17 protein-coding genes are annotated in these 15,926 nt (G+C 57.3%); 10 read left to right on the forward strand and 7 right to left on the reverse strand.

Going from position 1 to position 15,926, the window contains the following annotated elements; genetic code table 11:
* Nucleotides 1-126: 126 nt before the first annotated feature.
* The 5 genes from AC6ROY_RS18450 to AC6ROY_RS18470 form a co-directional block, all read right to left on the reverse strand.
* Nucleotides 127-1,218: a peptidoglycan DD-metalloendopeptidase family protein gene (locus AC6ROY_RS18450; RefSeq protein ID WP_500102040.1), complete on the reverse strand. Its 1,092-nt coding sequence runs from the start codon at nt 1,216-1,218 to the stop codon at nt 127-129.
* A gap of 87 nt (nt 1,219-1,305) precedes the next feature.
* Nucleotides 1,306-2,745: a GerAB/ArcD/ProY family transporter gene (locus AC6ROY_RS18455; protein WP_500102042.1), complete on the reverse strand. Its 1,440-nt coding sequence runs from the start codon at nt 2,743-2,745 to the stop codon at nt 1,306-1,308.
* Nucleotides 2,746-2,767: 22 nt separating this feature from the next.
* Complete coding sequence (locus AC6ROY_RS18460) at nt 2,768-3,004, reverse strand: hypothetical protein (protein ID WP_500102044.1); 237 nt, start codon at nt 3,002-3,004, stop codon at nt 2,768-2,770.
* 2 nt (nt 3,005-3,006) lie between these two features.
* A complete protein-coding gene (locus AC6ROY_RS18465) occupies nt 3,007-4,176 on the reverse strand; it encodes a Ger(x)C family spore germination protein (RefSeq protein WP_500102045.1) in 1,170 nt (389 codons plus the stop codon).
* Nucleotides 4,176-5,804 carry a spore germination protein gene (locus tag AC6ROY_RS18470; protein ID WP_500102046.1) on the reverse strand — a complete coding sequence of 543 codons (1,629 nt, stop codon included), beginning with the start codon at nt 5,802-5,804 and terminating at the stop codon, nt 4,176-4,178. Before AC6ROY_RS18470 ends, AC6ROY_RS18465 begins: the two co-directional genes overlap by 1 nt.
* Before the next feature lie 227 nt (nt 5,805-6,031).
* Between AC6ROY_RS18470 and cls the strand changes: the two genes are divergently transcribed.
* Complete coding sequence (gene cls / locus AC6ROY_RS18475) at nt 6,032-7,462, forward strand: cardiolipin synthase (RefSeq protein ID WP_500102061.1); 1,431 nt, start codon at nt 6,032-6,034, stop codon at nt 7,460-7,462.
* Here cls and ligD read toward each other — a convergent pair.
* Nucleotides 7,454-8,443, reverse strand: a complete 990-nt coding sequence (gene ligD / locus AC6ROY_RS18480; protein WP_500102047.1) for a non-homologous end-joining DNA ligase — start codon at nt 8,441-8,443, stop codon at nt 7,454-7,456. The genes cls and ligD overlap by 9 nt on opposite strands.
* Nucleotides 8,444-8,567: 124 nt before the next feature.
* On the opposite strand from ligD, the gene AC6ROY_RS18485 reads away from it, so the two are divergent.
* On the forward strand, nt 8,568-9,530 hold the full coding sequence (locus AC6ROY_RS18485) for an ATP-dependent DNA ligase (protein WP_500102048.1): 963 nt from the start codon (nt 8,568-8,570) through the stop codon (nt 9,528-9,530).
* A 62-nt stretch (nt 9,531-9,592) separates the two neighbouring features.
* Here AC6ROY_RS18485 and ku read toward each other — a convergent pair whose 3' ends face one another.
* Complete coding sequence (gene ku, locus AC6ROY_RS18490) at nt 9,593-10,471, reverse strand: non-homologous end joining protein Ku (protein ID WP_500102049.1); 879 nt, start codon at nt 10,469-10,471, stop codon at nt 9,593-9,595.
* A gap of 216 nt (nt 10,472-10,687) precedes the next feature.
* Between ku and AC6ROY_RS18495 the strand changes: the two genes are divergently transcribed.
* From AC6ROY_RS18495 to AC6ROY_RS18530, 8 genes are all read left to right on the forward strand, one after another.
* On the forward strand, nt 10,688-10,897 hold the full coding sequence (locus AC6ROY_RS18495) for a hypothetical protein (RefSeq protein ID WP_500102050.1): 210 nt from the start codon (nt 10,688-10,690) through the stop codon (nt 10,895-10,897).
* Nucleotides 10,894-11,076 (forward strand): H-type small acid-soluble spore protein, encoded by a 183-nt coding sequence (locus AC6ROY_RS18500; protein WP_500102051.1) that lies wholly within the window; start codon nt 10,894-10,896, stop codon nt 11,074-11,076. The genes AC6ROY_RS18495 and AC6ROY_RS18500 overlap by 4 nt, the downstream gene beginning before the upstream one ends.
* Nucleotides 11,077-11,221: 145 nt before the next feature.
* Nucleotides 11,222-12,541 carry a thiamine-phosphate kinase gene (locus AC6ROY_RS18505; RefSeq protein WP_500102052.1) on the forward strand — a complete coding sequence of 440 codons (1,320 nt, stop codon included), beginning with the start codon at nt 11,222-11,224 and terminating at the stop codon, nt 12,539-12,541.
* A gap of 3 nt (nt 12,542-12,544) precedes the next feature.
* On the forward strand, nt 12,545-13,021 hold the full coding sequence (gene tsaE, locus AC6ROY_RS18510; RefSeq protein ID WP_500102053.1) for a tRNA (adenosine(37)-N6)-threonylcarbamoyltransferase complex ATPase subunit type 1 TsaE: 477 nt from the start codon (nt 12,545-12,547) through the stop codon (nt 13,019-13,021).
* On the forward strand, nt 13,018-13,872 hold the full coding sequence (gene tsaB, locus AC6ROY_RS18515; protein ID WP_500102054.1) for a tRNA (adenosine(37)-N6)-threonylcarbamoyltransferase complex dimerization subunit type 1 TsaB: 855 nt from the start codon (nt 13,018-13,020) through the stop codon (nt 13,870-13,872). The genes tsaE and tsaB overlap by 4 nt, the downstream gene beginning before the upstream one ends.
* Before the next feature lie 16 nt (nt 13,873-13,888).
* Complete coding sequence (gene rimI, locus AC6ROY_RS18520; RefSeq protein ID WP_500102055.1) at nt 13,889-14,386, forward strand: ribosomal protein S18-alanine N-acetyltransferase; 498 nt, start codon at nt 13,889-13,891, stop codon at nt 14,384-14,386.
* Nucleotides 14,387-14,499: 113 nt separating this feature from the next.
* A complete protein-coding gene (gene tsaD / locus AC6ROY_RS18525; RefSeq protein WP_500102056.1) occupies nt 14,500-15,570 on the forward strand; it encodes a tRNA (adenosine(37)-N6)-threonylcarbamoyltransferase complex transferase subunit TsaD in 1,071 nt (356 codons plus the stop codon).
* Nucleotides 15,571-15,584: 14 nt separating this feature from the next.
* On the forward strand, nt 15,585-15,764 hold the full coding sequence (locus AC6ROY_RS18530) for a hypothetical protein (RefSeq protein WP_500102057.1): 180 nt from the start codon (nt 15,585-15,587) through the stop codon (nt 15,762-15,764).
* Nucleotides 15,765-15,926: the final 162 nt, after the last annotated feature.

The following is a 15,926-nucleotide window of genomic DNA, read 5'->3' on the forward strand; positions in this document are numbered from 1 at the left end:
ACGCAGTTTCTCCTTAGTATACCATGCGGGCCAGCCCCCTGCATCCGCCGGGGCGAACGGCACGCGAACGGGAGGAGAGGAAGTACCCGCAAGGCGAGCGCCATGAACAGGAGGCGAGCCGCGTCCTCAATCGGCCGCAATCATTGCTGAACGGGAAAAATAGCGGTTCGGGTCCAGGCTTTTACCTTGAAGCTGCACCTCGTAGTGCAGATGAGGACCGGTGCTGCGCCCGGTCGTTCCGAGTCCGCCCAATTGCTGCCCCTTGCGGACGCGTTGTCCCGGCATGACATCCGTTCGGTTCAGATGCATATACCAGCTGTGCAGCTCAGGCGTATGCGCGACAACAATGTACTTGCCATGGAAGCTGTCGCTGCTCACCTTCTGAATGATTCCTTCCCCCGAAGCAACGACCGGATCATCAAGCTGTCCTGCGATATCCAGACCGCGATGGAAGCTGGGCTTGCTTGTGAAGGGGTCTTCACGGTAGCCATAAGTGGAGGTGACGATCCGGGAGACGGTCGGCCACGCGCTGGGCGTCAGCTCCAGCAGCTTGCTGCGCGAGGTGATCAGCCGCGTGTTCAGGGCGCTCAGCTCGCTGTCCAGCCGTGTGAAGCTCCGGCCGACCGCAGCGGCCAGTTTAAGCGCATCCTTGGGCGGAGCAGCGACGTCAGCGGCTTCGATACCAAGGAAAACGGGCAACGCGGGCGACTGACGCGAGGCAGCCGCTGCAGACGTCAGCGCAGCTTCGGCTGCCTGCCCGTCCAGCCAGCCGGGCTCGATGACTGGCGTAGCTGGCAGCAGCCCTGACTCGGGCAGCAAGCCCGCTGCCTGCCCATCCAGCCGGCCGGGCTCGATGGCTGGCGTCAGCTGCCGCAGCTCCCGCTCCAGCTGTTTGACCGTTTCCATGCGGCTGTGCAGCTCAGCCGCCTGTCGGGATAGAGACAGCACCTCCTGCTGCAGCTCGGACAAACGCTGCCGTTTGCTGTGCAGCTCCGACTCCAGCCGGGCCGTTGTTCCCATCAGCTCGCTCGTTCGCTGGAAAGTCGCTGCCTGTACGACAGGCTGTACATATACATAACTGGCCAGGCTTGCCAGCAGCAGTCCTGCCAACAGCAGTCCGCATACGGCCGCCCTTGACAATTTAAAGCGGACGACCCCCGCATTCGTATCGGGAATGATCACGAAGGTGAGTCTGTCCTGAAACCACTTGAAGTTCATGAGTACCCCTTTCCAATCGTATACATCTTTACGTAGGCATTCCACATGGTTGCACTCGATTCCAGATGCTGTACCCGGCTGTCTGCCTTAGCGGCTGGCGGGACGTCGGCTGTTGTAATCTGTTGTTTTTCTCATTTCAAAATAGGAGACCAGATAAGCGAAGCCCAGACAAAGGGCGTAGCCGCCTCCACATACAATCCCGAGCAGCGCCGAGCCGGGACCCAGCAGCAGCCCCGCGATTGACAGCGCAATGCTAAGCGCAAGCGCTCCATTGCCGATGCGTACCCACACGACATCAGAGACGCGGGCGAGCCGTCCTCTAACCTGCTTGCGGGTTGCTGACCCGCCGCCGGAGCTGCCCGACGATTGCTTCTCCGGCTTCTGCTGTCCGGATGAGTCGTTAGACGCGGAGTTGTCGCCCTGCTGCTGATTTTGCTGCTTGCGAAGCGGAAAGCGCCGGGCCGCAATCAGCAGACTGATCAGCAGCAGCGGCTGGTAGCAGGCTACGATGACCGGCGAGCTGAAGGTACCGAAGCTCACGACCTCCGTCGTGCTTTTGAACGCCAGCAAGGTCGTCAGCAGTAGAAACAGACTGATCGGCGAGTTGATAACCGTATAGTCGCGTTGCCTGAACAGGCTGGCGATGCCGGTCAGGAAGGCCAGGTAGACAAGAATGATTTTGCAGGCGGTAATCGGATACCAGATGCTGAGAATAAACAGGTCCATCCGATCCAGGAAGTCCGTAATATGAATATGCTGGACCAGGCTGTAGAACGGGTACAGCATATTGCCCGGAATCGTTGGGCCCAGCACGATCAGCATCATGAACATCGACACGCTCAAAAGCACGGACGACATCATAATGCCGTGACGGAACGCCGAGCGCAGCTGCCTTGTGCTCCACAGCGTGTGCAGGAAAGCGCCCGCTACGAGAATATCGCCATACCAGCCGATGCAGAGCAGACTGGCGAAGGAATAATGGTTCATATCCAGCGTGATCATCGGCATAACGAGCTGAGGGTCAACCTCATTGGACAATACAAGCGGCGACAGCATAATTTGCAGGAAAAAAAACGGGAAAAACAGCTCGTTCACCCTCGCCACAACCTCGATACTTGTTCGGCCGTAGAAAATCAGCAGCAAAATAGTCAGCATAATCAGAATGCCATTCGGCGTATTGGGCAGCAGAGTCGTCCCGATAAACTGATTAAAGCCCCGTAAGTTGCGCAGCAAAATGAGCCACAAATGGGCGAGGATGACCAGATTGGCGCAGGTGCCGAGCAACCGGCCGAGCACGATCGTATTAATTTCAAACAAATGCTTGCCCGGAAAGCGCTGGGCCAGCTTCGTCAGCACATAGGCAACGAGCAGCGCATACAGCATCGGCAGCAAATACGTCATCCAGGCGCTCATTTTCGCCACGCGAAACAGTTCATTTTGCAGACTCAGCAGCCCGCCCCCTGTCAGGAGCGAGCAGATGAGCCAGGCGAACTGCCGGTGACCGATGATTTGTAAATTCGCGGACATCTGGCGCCTCCTTTTTTCGAAGCTACTTCGGATGGATCATCGAAAACACCCATGGCGAGACATGCGTGATGAAGAACTGGGTCGGCATCGGAACCTGAATTTGCAGCATCATGAGGATGCTCAGAGCAAAGGTCAGCACATACATCAGCACATAAAAATATTTAAGCGCTCCCTTGAGCTCGGCCCAGTGCTTCATGTTGGAAAATAGCAGCAGAACCGCCAGCAGGACGAAGCAGATCAGAAACTCGGTTGAGCTCATCGTTACATCTCCGATCTAATAATATTGTCTGTGATCAGCCCGGTCTCGGTCAGCGTGCTGCTGACGTGAATCGTAAACTTTGCCGACTTCAGCGGCTCGGGCCATACCTTCTGGTACTCCTTCGCCCAAATTTTCGGATAGGCGCGCCAGACGTGGTTGCCGAGCTGGGCCGAGTCCGCGTTTTTTTCCAGCATGCGCTTGATTGTTTCTTCAATGCTCTGCTTGATGTACTGGGAAAGCAGCTTCTCAATTTCGTTCAATTTTTCCGTCTCGCTGAAATCGTAATAGTGGCTGCTTTCGGTCACCTTCGCCTTCGTGTTGACGATAATATCGAAGCTCAGCTGGCCGTTCTTGATTTCCACCATGATTTTGCTGGCTGTATCGAACACCCGGACATTGATAAATTGCTCCTTCGTCCACAGCGTGGCGCTGCTGCTGATGCTTCCTGCCTTCAGCCAGGTCAGCCCGGCTGCAGCCCGGCCCTCCAGCGTGCCGACGAGCCGGTCGCCCTTAAACTGGCTGTAGCCCAGCAGCTCGACTTCGGTAGACGGCTCCAGACTTTTTTCCGACCGCCGCGTGCCCATATGAAGCGCAACCGGATCGCTTCCCGGCAAGCTCAAGGCCAGCGCAAAGTCTTTCAGATTCATATCAATCACCATCTTCGACTTGGCCAGCTCGCGGATCGCCTCGGACGGAAATCGTTCAAAGCGCGGCGTCGCCCGCAGCAGATCATACGCTTTTCCTTTCGTAATAATGAAGTAGGTTGTCATCCGGCTTTCCGCCGAACGCGGCGTCGCATTAAATACGTCAAGCACGCCGACATCGCGGGCCAGGCTTTCCCCGATCAGCACCGTTCGGCGGTGGGCAAACACCATCCTGCGGGCCATGCGCTTCTGCAGTTTGTTATAAGCGTCCTTGAACGTTCGCCCGGACTCCGAATCGAGGTAATAGCTTTTGCCGCTGCCGCCGCCTGTACCGCCACCCCCGCCGGTAGCTCCGCCCATCGAGCCGGGCAGCGGGAGCATGACACTGAAGCGGATGCTTCCGTCCTTGTCGAGATCAATGGCGCTGGACAAAATAAACGCCAGGTCGTTAATTTCTGTCCGATCCCAGCAGCCTGTCAGCAGCAGCAGCATGACGATGACAGCGCAGGCCCGTCTGAACGCACGCATCAGGCGTCCTCCTCCTTGTCCGGCACGTCGCTCGGATGGGTGATTTCCTTGCCGCGCTGGCCGGATTGCTGCTTGATTTCATCCGGCAGCGCGTCGCTCATCCGGGTGGGGTCCAGTGTTGGCATGAAGGAAGGGCGATCCTTCATCGCCCAGATCGGGGCGCGGATTAAAATATCCTGCATATCTGCTGCCGAAAGCGGAGCAAGCGGCGATAAATAAGGGATGCCGAACGAACGCAAGCTGGCCATATGGCCGATAATGAGCAGCAAGGCGGTCATAATGCCGTAGATGCCAAACACCGACGCCGCAATAATAATCGGGAAGCGCAGCATGCGGATTGCGATGGCCCCGTTGAACCGGGGAATTGTGAAGGAGGCAATCCCTGTGATCGAGACGACGATGACCATCGGCGCTGACACAATCCCCGCCTGCACGGACGCTTGCCCGACGACGAGCGCGCCGAGAATGGATACCGCCGAGCCGATCGTTTTCGGCAGCCGGATGCCCGCTTCGCGCAGCGCCTCGAACGTAATTTCCATGATCAGCGCCTCCACCACGGCTGGGAACGGAATCGCTTCGCGCGCAGCGGCAATGGACAACAGCAGCGTGGTCGGCAGCAAATCCTGATGGTACGTCGTGACCGCAACATACATGCCCGGCGTAATCAGCGAGAGGAAGACGAGGGTGTACCGCAGCCAGCGGATCAGCGTCGAGATTTGAAACCGCTCGTAATAATCCTCCGTTGCCTGCAAAATTTGCGCGAAAATAAACGGCACCAGCAGTACAAACGGCGTCCCGTCCACGATGATGCCGATGCGGCCTTGCAGCAAGGCGGAGGCGACCATATCCGGCCGTTCCGTATATTGCACCTGCGGGAAGGGGGAGTAGGCGGAGTCCTGAATAAACTCCTCCAAATATCCGGATTCCAGCACTCCGTCAAGATCAATTTTTTGCAGCCGCCGCAGCACTTCCTCGACCATGGACGGCTCAGCGAGGTCCTCCAGATACGTTACGACAACATTGGTATTGCTTTCCCGGCCGATAATAAGCGGCTTCATTTTCAAGTGAGGCGTCTTCAGCTTGCGCCGGATCATCGACGTGTTCGTACGTATATTTTCTACGAAGCCTTCGCGCGGACCGCGAATGACGGATTCCGTCTCCGGCTCGTTGATCGAGCGTTTCTCCATGCCGCGAACGCCAAGCAGCAGCGCCTTGTTGTTGCGGTCGACGATCAAGCCCGTATCGCCGCCGAGCACAGCGAGGAGCAGGTCTCTGTAATTGTCGACCTTCTCAATTTGCGAGACGGGCAGCGCAGTCGCCGAAATATCGTCGATCAGCCGTTCGCCGCCCTCCAGAATCATCAGCGCCTTCATGGAGCTGTTGATTTCTTCCGTATTAGCCATCCCGTCTACGAAAAAAAGCACGGCATTGGCGCTGTCCTGCAGCTTGAATTCACGGATGACGAAGTCCGAGCAGTTATCGAACAGCTCCGTTAAATAACGCTGGTTGTTCGCAAGCTCCAGCGAGATCGGTACTGTGCGCAGCTCCTCGATAAACCGGTAATCGCGGTTCAGCATCCCATCCTCCGCCTGCTGCCGCCGCTTATGTTTTCCTGGCCTGAGCACCATGCATCCCCGCTCCTCTCATTCTCGCTGTCAGGCTTCTTCGCTCGCATGTCCAACCTATTTTGGCTCCATTCGTCCCAAATTATCCAAGAGGTTCCTTCTCACGCCAGGCTCGAATAGGTCTGCCCGTCGTGGTTAAAACTAGCAGAAGAGGCCGCCTGAGTTAAAGCGCCTTGCCAAAGCGGAGCAATTATCCGGAGCAGGAGCCGCCTGCCAAGGAGGAAGATATCGTGTTAGGGCTTGTCATTGCGCTTGTCTTGTTTATTTTGCAAATCTTGACGATTTTGCTGGTAGAGGTGCGCCGGCCGTCGAAGGCGATGGCGTGGCTGTTTATTTTATTTATCATCCCGATCGTGGGCTTCGCTGTCTATTACTTCCTCGCCAAGGATTACACGCAGCGGAAAAAAGTGAGGCGCATTGGACGCAGGGTAAGCGGAGATCTCCGCGACTACGGCAAAAAGCAGAAGCCGCAGGCGCTCGGCATTGATGAAGATCGAATTCGGGGCTGGCGCACGGAAACCCGGTTATTCGCACTGCTCAATAATATTCCGGGCTCTCTGATCACGATGCGCAATGAGGTGAGGGTGCTGACCGACGCGGCTGAGGCATATCCCGCGATGCTGGCCGCAATGGAGCAGGCAACCCGGTTTATCCACTTCGAGTTTTACACGATTCGGCATGACGAGGCCGGGCGCAGCTTCCAGGAGGTGCTCATGCGCAAGGCGCGGGAGGGCGTGACGGTCCGCTGTATCTTTGACGGGATCGGCAGCTACCAGCTGCGCGAGCGTTTTGTGACCGAGCTGCGGCAGGCGGGCTGCGAGGTGTATTTATTTCTTCCGGTGATCATCGCTTTCTTCGATAAGCGGATCAATTACCGCAACCACCGGAAGATCGTTGTCGTGGACGGCAAAAAGGGCTACGTCGGCGGCCTTAATATCGGCAACGAATATTTGGGCGGCAATCCGCAGCTCGGATTTTGGCGCGATACGCATCTGGAGCTGGAGGGCGATGCGGTATTTTCCTTGCAGCATACGTTTTTGACCGACTGGCATTTTGCCAGCGGCCAGCGGCTGACGGATTCGGCGTTGTTTCCGGAGCATGATTGTCCGGGAAGGAAGCCGGTCCAGATGTTGTCCAGCGGCCCGGACGCGCATTGGGATGCGGTGCTGGAGATGTACTTCGGTGCGATTACAGCGGCCAAAAAACGAATCTATATTACGACCCCGTATTTTATCCCTGACCCGAGTATTTCGATGGGCTTGAAGACAGCTGCGATCAGCGGCGTGGATGTGCGGATTATTTATCCGGAGAAGCCGGATTCGCGGATCGTCAACTACGCCTCGCTTAGCTTCATGGAGGAGCTGATGCAGGCGGGAGTACGTTTTTATGCCTACCGCAAAGGGTTCATTCATGCCAAGGTGATGCTGATCGACCGGCTGCTGGCCTCCGTCGGGACCGCCAACATGGATATGCGCAGCTTTTACAGCAACTTTGAGCTGAATGCCGTAATGTTTGACAAGGAAACGCTGCACCGGCTCGAATCCGACTTTCTGCAGGATTTGAAGGACAGCCGCGAGCTGAAGCTGGATCAGTTCGAAAAGCGGTCCAAGGCGCAGCGGTTGAAGGAGGTCGCGGGCCGACTGCTGTCGCCGTTAATGTAAGGCCGCTGCGCCGGGTTTTGCCCGGGATGCAGCCGCGGGTGCGGGCTTGGCTGGAGCCGGAGGCAGAAAATCCAGCACGGCATCCAGGTTTTGCGGCGGCAGCGCCGCCAGCAGGTCTCCGGTTTGGCGCAATCTGGCTTCAATGGTAAGCAAGTTAAAGTCGCGCGGATCGGGACGAAGCGCCACCTCGCTCCAGGTAAGCGGCGTGGAGATAGAAGCGGCCTTTCGCGCGCGCGGGGTGTACGGAGCGGACAATGTTTTGCCGTAGCCGTGCTGCAAGTAATCAATATAAATCCGGTCGCCTCGATCTTTCTTCAGCCGCTCAACCGTAAATAACCGAGGATGCTTCTGGACCGCATACCGGGCGACGAAGGCGCCAATCCGCTGCAGCTCGTCAAATGTATAACCCCGCTCGGGGTCCAGTGGCACATACAGCTGCACGCCGGTAGCGCCCGAGGTTTTGCATACGGACTGGATATGGATGCCGTCGAGAATCGCGCCAATGATGGTGGCGGCTTCCATAATACGCGGTTCGGGATCAACGCTGGGGTCAATATCCATCAGCCATTCGACCGGGCGCGAATCTCCGATGCGCTGGGAAGACGGATGAAATTCCAGCGCGGCCAGATTGCCGAGCCATAACAGCGTAGGCAGCGAATCCAGCCGCACGTAGCGAATTCCGTCCAGCTCCGCTGTTCGTACGAATGGCGGCAGCGGCGCAGGCGCATTTTTCTGGTAAAAGGAGCTGCCGTTCCAGCCGTGGGGAAAGCGGATCGTCGTCAAATAGCGGTCGCGGCAATAGGGCAGCATATACGGAGCCAGCCGGGCAAGCTTTTCCAGATACATTGCCTTCGTAATGCCTTGCTCCGGCCAGAGCAGCTTATCCGGGTTTGTAATGGTCAGCTCCTGGCCTTCCACTGTAATAAAGCCTTTGCTGGCAGGCGACTTTCCCATCGCTGCCGGGCTGCCTGGGTGATTCATCCGGCTGGCCTCCTTTGTAGAGATTATTTTGTTGATACAGGCCATTTCTCGCAGAGGAATCCTGATTTAAGTGCAAGGAATATACGATTTACTTGCAAACATCCATCGAAAAAGGAGCGCCGCCATGCTGAAGCCTTTAACCCCGTTTGAGCCGGTTCGCGTAGACAGCAGCCCGGTTGGCAGCCAGTGGGTCGCTCAAATCAAATGGGACGGTGTACGTATGCTGACGTACTGCGATGCCGCGGGCGTTCGGCTTGTCAATCGGCGTCAGCATGACCGGACGCTGCAATATCCGGAGCTGACGGCAGCCTCCAGATATTGCGCGGCACATTCCTTTATTTTGGATGGCGAGCTGATTGCTTTTCATCACAACCGCCCGGCTTTTCAGGCCATTATGCAGCGGGACGGATTGAAAAAGGACTCCTCCATTTATCGCATGGCGAAGCTGATCCCGGTGACGTATATGATTTTTGATCTGCTTTATGTGAATGGCGTTTGGGTCACCGACAAGACATTGGCGGAGCGCCAGCAGCTGCTGCAGCAAATCGTTCAACCGCAGCCGGATGTGCAGCTTGTGCAAAATGTTGCGGATGCGGACGGGCTGATGAAGGTGATGCTCCAGCATGGCATGGAGGGCATCGTCTGCAAGGACCTGGACAGCACCTATGCGATAGGCGGCAAAGATGCTCGCTGGCAGAAGCTGAAAATTCAGCATGACCTGTATGCAGCTGTCGGCGGCGTCACCTATCGGGACGGAACGGTTAATGCCTTGCTCCTTGGCCTGTATGATCCGGACGGCGCATTTGTTTATATCGGCCACGCCGGTACAGGGAAGCTGAATCGCCAAGCCTGGCAGGAGCTGACCGAACAAGTGAAAAGCCGCATCACGCCGGAGCGGCCCTTCGTCAATGAGCCGGAACGAGGCAAGGACGCCGTCTGGGTCAAGCCGGAGCTGACGGTGAAGGTTCAGTTTATGGAATGGACGGCCAGCGGAACGATGCGGCATCCGAGCATTCAGGCATTTACGGAAATCCCCCTTGCGGCTTGTACGCTGGATCAGGTTCCGCAGCGTGACCGTTCATACTGAAACCACTACTTAACTTGGCAAGTATAATCCTGGGCATTCGAGACAAGGCACGGCTCCATCGTTTACGAAGACACCGGCTGCTTCTTTTTTCGGGACGTTTTGCTGGCTGGCTTCGCTGTGTCCCCGGTTTTTTTCGTCTTGGGCGAAGGCTCAGTGGCTACAGGACTCACCAGGGGGCTAACCGCCTCCAGACTGGCCTGCAGCGCGGACATCAGGTCGATCACGTTGGCCCGTTGAGGCTCAGGAGCGAGACTGATTTGCCGGCCGGATACTTTCTGCTCAATAGCGGCCAGCAGCGCTTCCCGGTACGTATCCGTATATTTGTGCGGCTCGAACGGGGTAGACAGCTGATTAATCAACAGCTGAGCCATTTCCAGTTCCTTGGCATTTACTTCCGCTGCTTCCGGCAAATTCGGCACCTGCTCGATCGGCCGGATTTCATCCGGATAATAAATGGTTTCCATCGCGAGACAGCGGTCGATAATCCGGATTGCGGCCAGACTGGATTTGGAGCGGATCGAAACTTTGGCAATGCCTATTTTTCCTGTGGACCGCATCGCCTCCAGCAGCAGCCGGTAAGCGCCGGAGCCCGTTTCATTCGGGGACAAATAATACGTTTTGTGGAAATAAACCGGATCAATCTCCGTCAAATCGACAAAATCCAAAATTTTGATTTCCTTGGTCACTTCGCCAGTCAACTGCTCCAGCTCGTCCTTCTCAAACAGCACAAATGCCCCTGGTTCATATTCGTAACCGCGGGCGATCTCCTCCCAGCCGACCTCCCGATCGCAATGCTGACATTTGCGGACAAAGTTTAACGGCGTATTGCAGGCTTTATGAATCATCCGCATCGAAATATCTTTATCCTCCGTAGCCGAAAACATTTTTACCGGCACGTGAACGAGGCCGAAGCTGATCGCGCCTTTCCAGACCGTGTGCATGGATACGTTCCTCCTGTCTTTTTTTCTGTAGTATGCGCTCAGACAAGCCGCCCGATCACTGGAAGGGGCGTTTTTCGCCCGCAGTTTTCATTCCATCTGTTCCATGAAGAGGAGGGAGAAACGACGTATGCGGGCGGTTATTCCCGGGGACGCTATGGTTGATGGAGGCTTGTTGCGAGCGGCAAGCCATCCAATCCAGGGAAGGAGGCGTAAGCCATGAGTGAGCAAGCAAACGGGGCCGGAAGCGAATTGTCCAGTGATGCGGGGCATGAAGGTCGGGACGCGTATTTCATGGATATCGACCGGATGATTAATGAAGGGCTCGGCGGCGGCACCGTGTCTATGCACAACGGGCTGATTGACGATTCGACGACCGATACGATGAAGCATCCCGAATCTGTCACCGATGGGGATGGAACGGAATGAAAGCATATCGCGCACAGGAAATTTTAGAAGCCGACCGGAAAATTAATGTTGAGCTAAATGGAGTCGCGGTCTGGATCGACCGGGTAGACGTTGACGCCGGTACAGCCAAGGTGCATGATGAGGACCGTCCCGCCGAAACGAAGATTGTGCCCGTCGAGCAATTGCAGGAAATTCAATAGCTTTGTTCAGCTTTGCTTGTCGTGGCTTTCCGACTATTCTTCCTGCTGGTCAGGGAATAGACCGGAGAGCTTTTTTGTTGCGGCGAGCCAAGGCCAAGGTCTATAATAATGGTCAAAACAAGTGCGAGGCGAAAGGCGGATCAACGTGGCACAATTGGATGAATTCTCCCTGATTCGCCTGCTGACGGGCGACAAGCAACCATCTGCTTTATTGGAACAGGCGGGAGTAGCCGTTGGAATCGGCGACGACGCTGCGGTCGTTAATGTGAATTTCGGCACACAGTTGATTTTGAGCTGTGATACGATGACAGAAGAAGTTCATTTTAAAACCGTTACCATGCGCGACCATGATGTTGGCTTTAAGGCGATGGCGTCTGCGGTCAGCGATATCGCGGCGATGGGCGGTCAGCCGCGCTTTGCGCTGATCGCGCTTTCGGTTCCCCGGTCGGCGAAGAAGCAGCGAATCCAGGCGATGTATGAAGGGCTGTACGAATGCGCCAGCCGTTATGGCATCGCCATTGTGGGCGGCGACACAACTTCTTCGATCGGCGGCATCACCATTTCGGTTACGGTAATCGGCGAGGCACCGGTTGGGGGCGCATTGCTCCGAAGCTCGGCTCAGGCGGGTGATGTGGTGTTTACGACCGGCTGCCTGGGCCGCTCGGCCGCAGGACTGGATTGGCTGCTGCGGGTTAACCGTCCCGCCTGCGAGTGGCCGGCTGCGGGGGAGACGCATGAGGCGGGAGAAGGCTTCGTGCGGCCAGCGGGAGACGACACGGAGCAGGCGAAAGCGGCGGCCTCGAAAGCGGAAGCTGCGGAAGAAGCAGCCCCGGAAGCGGAAGCAACGGAAGAAGCGGCCCCTGTGACCGGGCATGAGCCGCAGCTGGTGATGCTCCAACTAGAGATGGACAGCCCTCTGGCCGTATGCGGTCCTTCTTCCTGCTTCATCGGAGCGCCAGACAGCGGGGCATCAGACAGCGGAGCGCCAGACGAGGGCCGGAGCTGGTACCCGGATTTGGTGCAAGCTCATTGCCGCCCTTTGCCGCAGATTGAGGCCGGGCTTGCGCTGCGTGAATCGGGGATGTGCGGCGCATTAAACGATATTAGCGACGGGTTATCCAGCGAAGCCTGGGAAATTGCCGAAGCTTCCGGGATCGGAATTGATCTGATCGAGGAGCGGATTCCGATTGCGGAGGAGCTGTCCGCTTATGCAGCGAGCCTTGGGCGCAATCCGCTGGATTACGTGCTTAACGGCGGCGAGGATTACGAGCTGCTTGGCACCGTTCCTGCCGGGCAGGCCGCTGAGCTGCAGCGCAAGCTGAGCGAAATCGGCATTTCGCTGCGGCTGATCGGGCTGGTGAACGGGGAGCATCGCGAGGTTCGGCTCATTCGGAGCGGCGGCGAGGTCATTTCCCTTGACAAGAAGGGGTATAATCATTTTAGTGACGGAAAGGACGAGAAATAACGAATGTCCTCCTACGAATTTATCGCGGCGACGCTGGCGGATACGAATAAGCTGGCTGCAGAGCTGGCTGACTTGTTCCAGCCTGGCACGGTGCTGGCGCTGGACGGCGACCTTGGCGCGGGCAAAACGGCGTTTTCCCAGGCCGTAGCGCGCTCGCTGGGTGTTGCGGGAGTCGTGAATAGTCCGACTTTTACGATTATCAAGGAATATGGGGGAGCTGAGCTTCCTTTTTATCATATGGATGTGTACCGGCTGTCGGCGGAGGAGGCAGATGAGCTGGGGCTCGACGAATACTTTTACGGCACTGGCGTGACGCTGATCGAATGGGCTTCGCTGGTGGAGGAGCTGCTTCCGCCGGAGCGTCTCTCCATCTATATCGAGCATGCGGCTGACGGAGGACGGCGCTTTCGTCTTACCCCGGCCGCTGAGCCTTATACTTCATGGTGCATGCAGTTAAAGGAGAACGGATGGCTAACATGACAACAAATTCAGAACGGCAATATGAGGATAATAAATGGATGCTGGCCGTCGATACCTCGACAGCTTATATGACGGCCGCTTTGTCGCAGGGCGAGGTGTGGAGCGGTGAAATGACCTCGCGCGCCGAGCGCAATCATTCATTATACCTTGTTCCTGCGTTGCAAAGCCTGCTGGACGAGGCCGGTTTGCGTGCCGGGGACATTGGGGGCTTCGCGATCGGGATTGGGCCAGGCTCTTATACCGGTGTTCGGATCGGGGTCACGGTGGCCAAGACGTTCGCCTGGACACACGGCTTGGCATTGCTTGGCGTGTCTTCGCTGGAGGCGATGGCGCTTGGCGGCGCTTGTCTGACCTTGCAGGGACAAGCCGTCCAGCAAGAAGAGACGATTATGGCGCACAACGGCAGGCTGACCGGGCTGGAGGAGCTGGTCAAGCATGCGGCTGCGACCGGAGAGACGACGTGGATCATTCCGATGATCGAGGCCAGACGCGGGCAGGCGTTTACCGCTGTGTACGAGGTGTCGCCCGTCGGCTGGCGCTGCGTAGCTGACGATGCGATCCGGCTGATTGAGCCATGGCTGGAGCCGTGGCAGCAGATGGACCGCGCGGAACGTCCGCACCGGGTGCTGTTTGCCGGCGAAACGGCGCTGCATCAAGGGGCAATCGAGCGGCTGAACGAGGCGTGGGACGGTAGGGTGCAAATGACGGAGCACGGAGTTCGCGCCAGATTTATCTCGGAGCTTGGCAGGCTGCGCTGGAAGCGGGGGGAATTGGAGCATGTTCATGCATTGGTTCCGAATTATACGCAATTGGCGGAAGCCGAAGCGAAGCTTCTCGGCACAAGATCGTAGAGGAGGGGCGGGAGCCGTGGAAAATCGCAAGCTGCTGCACGGCGGGACGGACGCCTTGCATTTTCGGGAAATGCGGGTCGAGGACATTCCGGCGATATGCGCGATTGAAAAGGAATCGTTCACGACGCCTTGGACGGCGGCGGCCTTTCAGAACGAGCTGACGAACAATCAGTTTGCCAAATATATTGTGCTGGAGCAGGCCGGCGAAATTGTCGGTTACGGCGGAATGTGGCTTATTATGGAAGAAGCCCATGTCACGAATATTGCCATCGGCGCTCCTTATCGCGGTCGCAGGCTTGGAGACAGGCTGCTGACGGAGATGCAGCGCACAGCGAGCCAGCTGGGCGTGCAGCGGATGACGCTTGAAGTGCGTCCATCCAATGAAGTAGCCAAGCGGCTGTATGCGCGAAAAGGCTTCCGTTCCGTCGGCGTCCGCCGCGGCTACTACACGGATAACCAGGAGGATGCGCTGATTATGTGGGCGGATTTGCCCAAGCCTGTCAGCAAGTCCTGAGTGCTGGAGCGGATTGCACTGCACGGTTCCGGGAAGCGCCCGAGAGCGCTTATTCACGGAGTCGGGGGCTTTTAAATTGGGTATGGAAAATGGAAATGTAAGGGGGTAACGAAGTGAACAGTAAGGATGGAGCAGCCAGCAGCGCCTGCGGGACCGAGGCTGTCCGGCCTGTATTTATACTGGCCATTGAAACGAGCTGTGACGAAACATCCGTTGCCATCGTGCAGGACGGCGTACATATTTTGGCAAATATTGTTTCCAGTCAGGTGGAAACTCATAAGCTGTACGGCGGAGTTGTGCCGGAGGTCGCCTCGCGCCAGCACGTGGAGATGATCACGCTCATTATCGAAGAGGCGTTTGCCAAGTCGGGGGTTCGTCCCGACCAGCTGTCCGCGATTGCCGTGACGCATGGTCCGGGCTTGATCGGAGCGCTGCTTGTCGGTGTCGTGGCGGCCAAAACACTCGCCTGCGCGCTGGAGCTTCCATTGATCGGTGTCCATCATATCGCCGGGCATATTTATGCCAATGAGCTGGTTCATCAGCTCGCGTACCCGTTTATGTCGCTTGTTGTGTCGGGCGGTCACACGGAGCTGGTGTATGTGGAGTCGGAGGGTGTTTTCCGTATTATCGGGCAAACTCGCGATGATGCGGCTGGCGAAGCCTACGACAAAGTGGCCCGTGCGCTCAAGCTGCCGTATCCCGGCGGCCCGCATATTGACCGGCTCGCTCATGAGGCGGAGGAAGCGGTCCCGCTTCCTCGCGCCTGGCTGGAGCCGGATTCGTTCGACTTCAGCTTCAGCGGGCTGAAGTCGGCTGTGCTCGCTGCGTTGAATACCGCAGCGATGAAGGGGCAGCCGCTGGCGACGGCGGCCGTAGCTCGCGGCTTCCAGGACTCGGTCATCGAGGTCCTGGTGGAAAAGGCAATACGCGCCGTAAAGGCATACGGCGCGAAGCAGCTGCTGCTGGCGGGCGGAGTGGCCGCCAATAAGGGGCTGCGCGCCGCGCTGGAGGCGCGCTGCGCAAGCGCAGGCGTGCCTCTGCTGGCGCCGCCTCTCGCGCTGTGCACGGACAACGCGGCGATGATTGCGGCCGCGGCTTTTTTGAAATACCGGCGAGGGGAATTTTCGCCGCTTGATCTGAAAGCTGAGTCGTCGCTCAAGCTGGAGGCGTGGTCGGTATCCTGAGCAGGTCGTGAGGCATGAGCGGCCGTGTTTCGCTGGCTGCGGCAAGGCCGCCGCTCGCTGAGCCCGGCCAAGCCAGATGCCTTGCCGGATTCAGACAGGACTGGCTGTGCGAAGTGTCTTCACGGGTTGACAACTTGCTGCTGTTTATGCGGTCCGGGGATACAAGCTATGAACGTTTGAACCGCTGCGTGTGAGGAGCTTTGAACTTGCATGCCGCGGTTTCTATTTACAAGCTTCAAGAGAATGCCGTCGTGAAGGACTGAGAAGATTATCCGGTCTGAGGGAAATAAAGCTCTTGCAAAACCAAATCAGATATGGTACATTACAACTCGGCCGTTCGAGAGAACAGCGCAGGC

This window comes from Paenibacillus sp. sg306046 (assembly GCF_059821225.1).

Coding starts and splice junctions, on each gene's coding strand:
- AC6ROY_RS18450 (WP_500102040.1), bottom strand. CDS start 1,218: ATGAACTTCAAGTGGTTTCAGGACAGACTCACCTTCGTGATCATTCCC.
- AC6ROY_RS18455 (WP_500102042.1), bottom strand. CDS start 2,745: ATGTCCGCGAATTTACAAATCATCGGTCACCGGCAGTTCGCCTGGCTC.
- AC6ROY_RS18460 (WP_500102044.1), bottom strand. CDS start 3,004: ATGAGCTCAACCGAGTTTCTGATCTGCTTCGTCCTGCTGGCGGTTCTG.
- AC6ROY_RS18465 (WP_500102045.1), bottom strand. CDS start 4,176: ATGCGTGCGTTCAGACGGGCCTGCGCTGTCATCGTCATGCTGCTGCTG.
- AC6ROY_RS18470 (WP_500102046.1), bottom strand. CDS start 5,804: ATGGTGCTCAGGCCAGGAAAACATAAGCGGCGGCAGCAGGCGGAGGAT.
- ligD (WP_500102047.1), bottom strand. CDS start 8,443: ATGAATCACCCAGGCAGCCCGGCAGCGATGGGAAAGTCGCCTGCCAGC.
- AC6ROY_RS18485 (WP_500102048.1), top strand. CDS start 8,568: ATGCTGAAGCCTTTAACCCCGTTTGAGCCGGTTCGCGTAGACAGCAGC.
- ku (WP_500102049.1), bottom strand. CDS start 10,471: ATGCACACGGTCTGGAAAGGCGCGATCAGCTTCGGCCTCGTTCACGTG.
- AC6ROY_RS18495 (WP_500102050.1), top strand. CDS start 10,688: ATGAGTGAGCAAGCAAACGGGGCCGGAAGCGAATTGTCCAGTGATGCG.
- AC6ROY_RS18500 (WP_500102051.1), top strand. CDS start 10,894: ATGAAAGCATATCGCGCACAGGAAATTTTAGAAGCCGACCGGAAAATT.
- tsaE (WP_500102053.1), top strand. CDS start 12,545: ATGTCCTCCTACGAATTTATCGCGGCGACGCTGGCGGATACGAATAAG.
- tsaB (WP_500102054.1), top strand. CDS start 13,018: ATGACAACAAATTCAGAACGGCAATATGAGGATAATAAATGGATGCTG.
- AC6ROY_RS18530 (WP_500102057.1), top strand. CDS start 15,585: ATGAGCGGCCGTGTTTCGCTGGCTGCGGCAAGGCCGCCGCTCGCTGAG.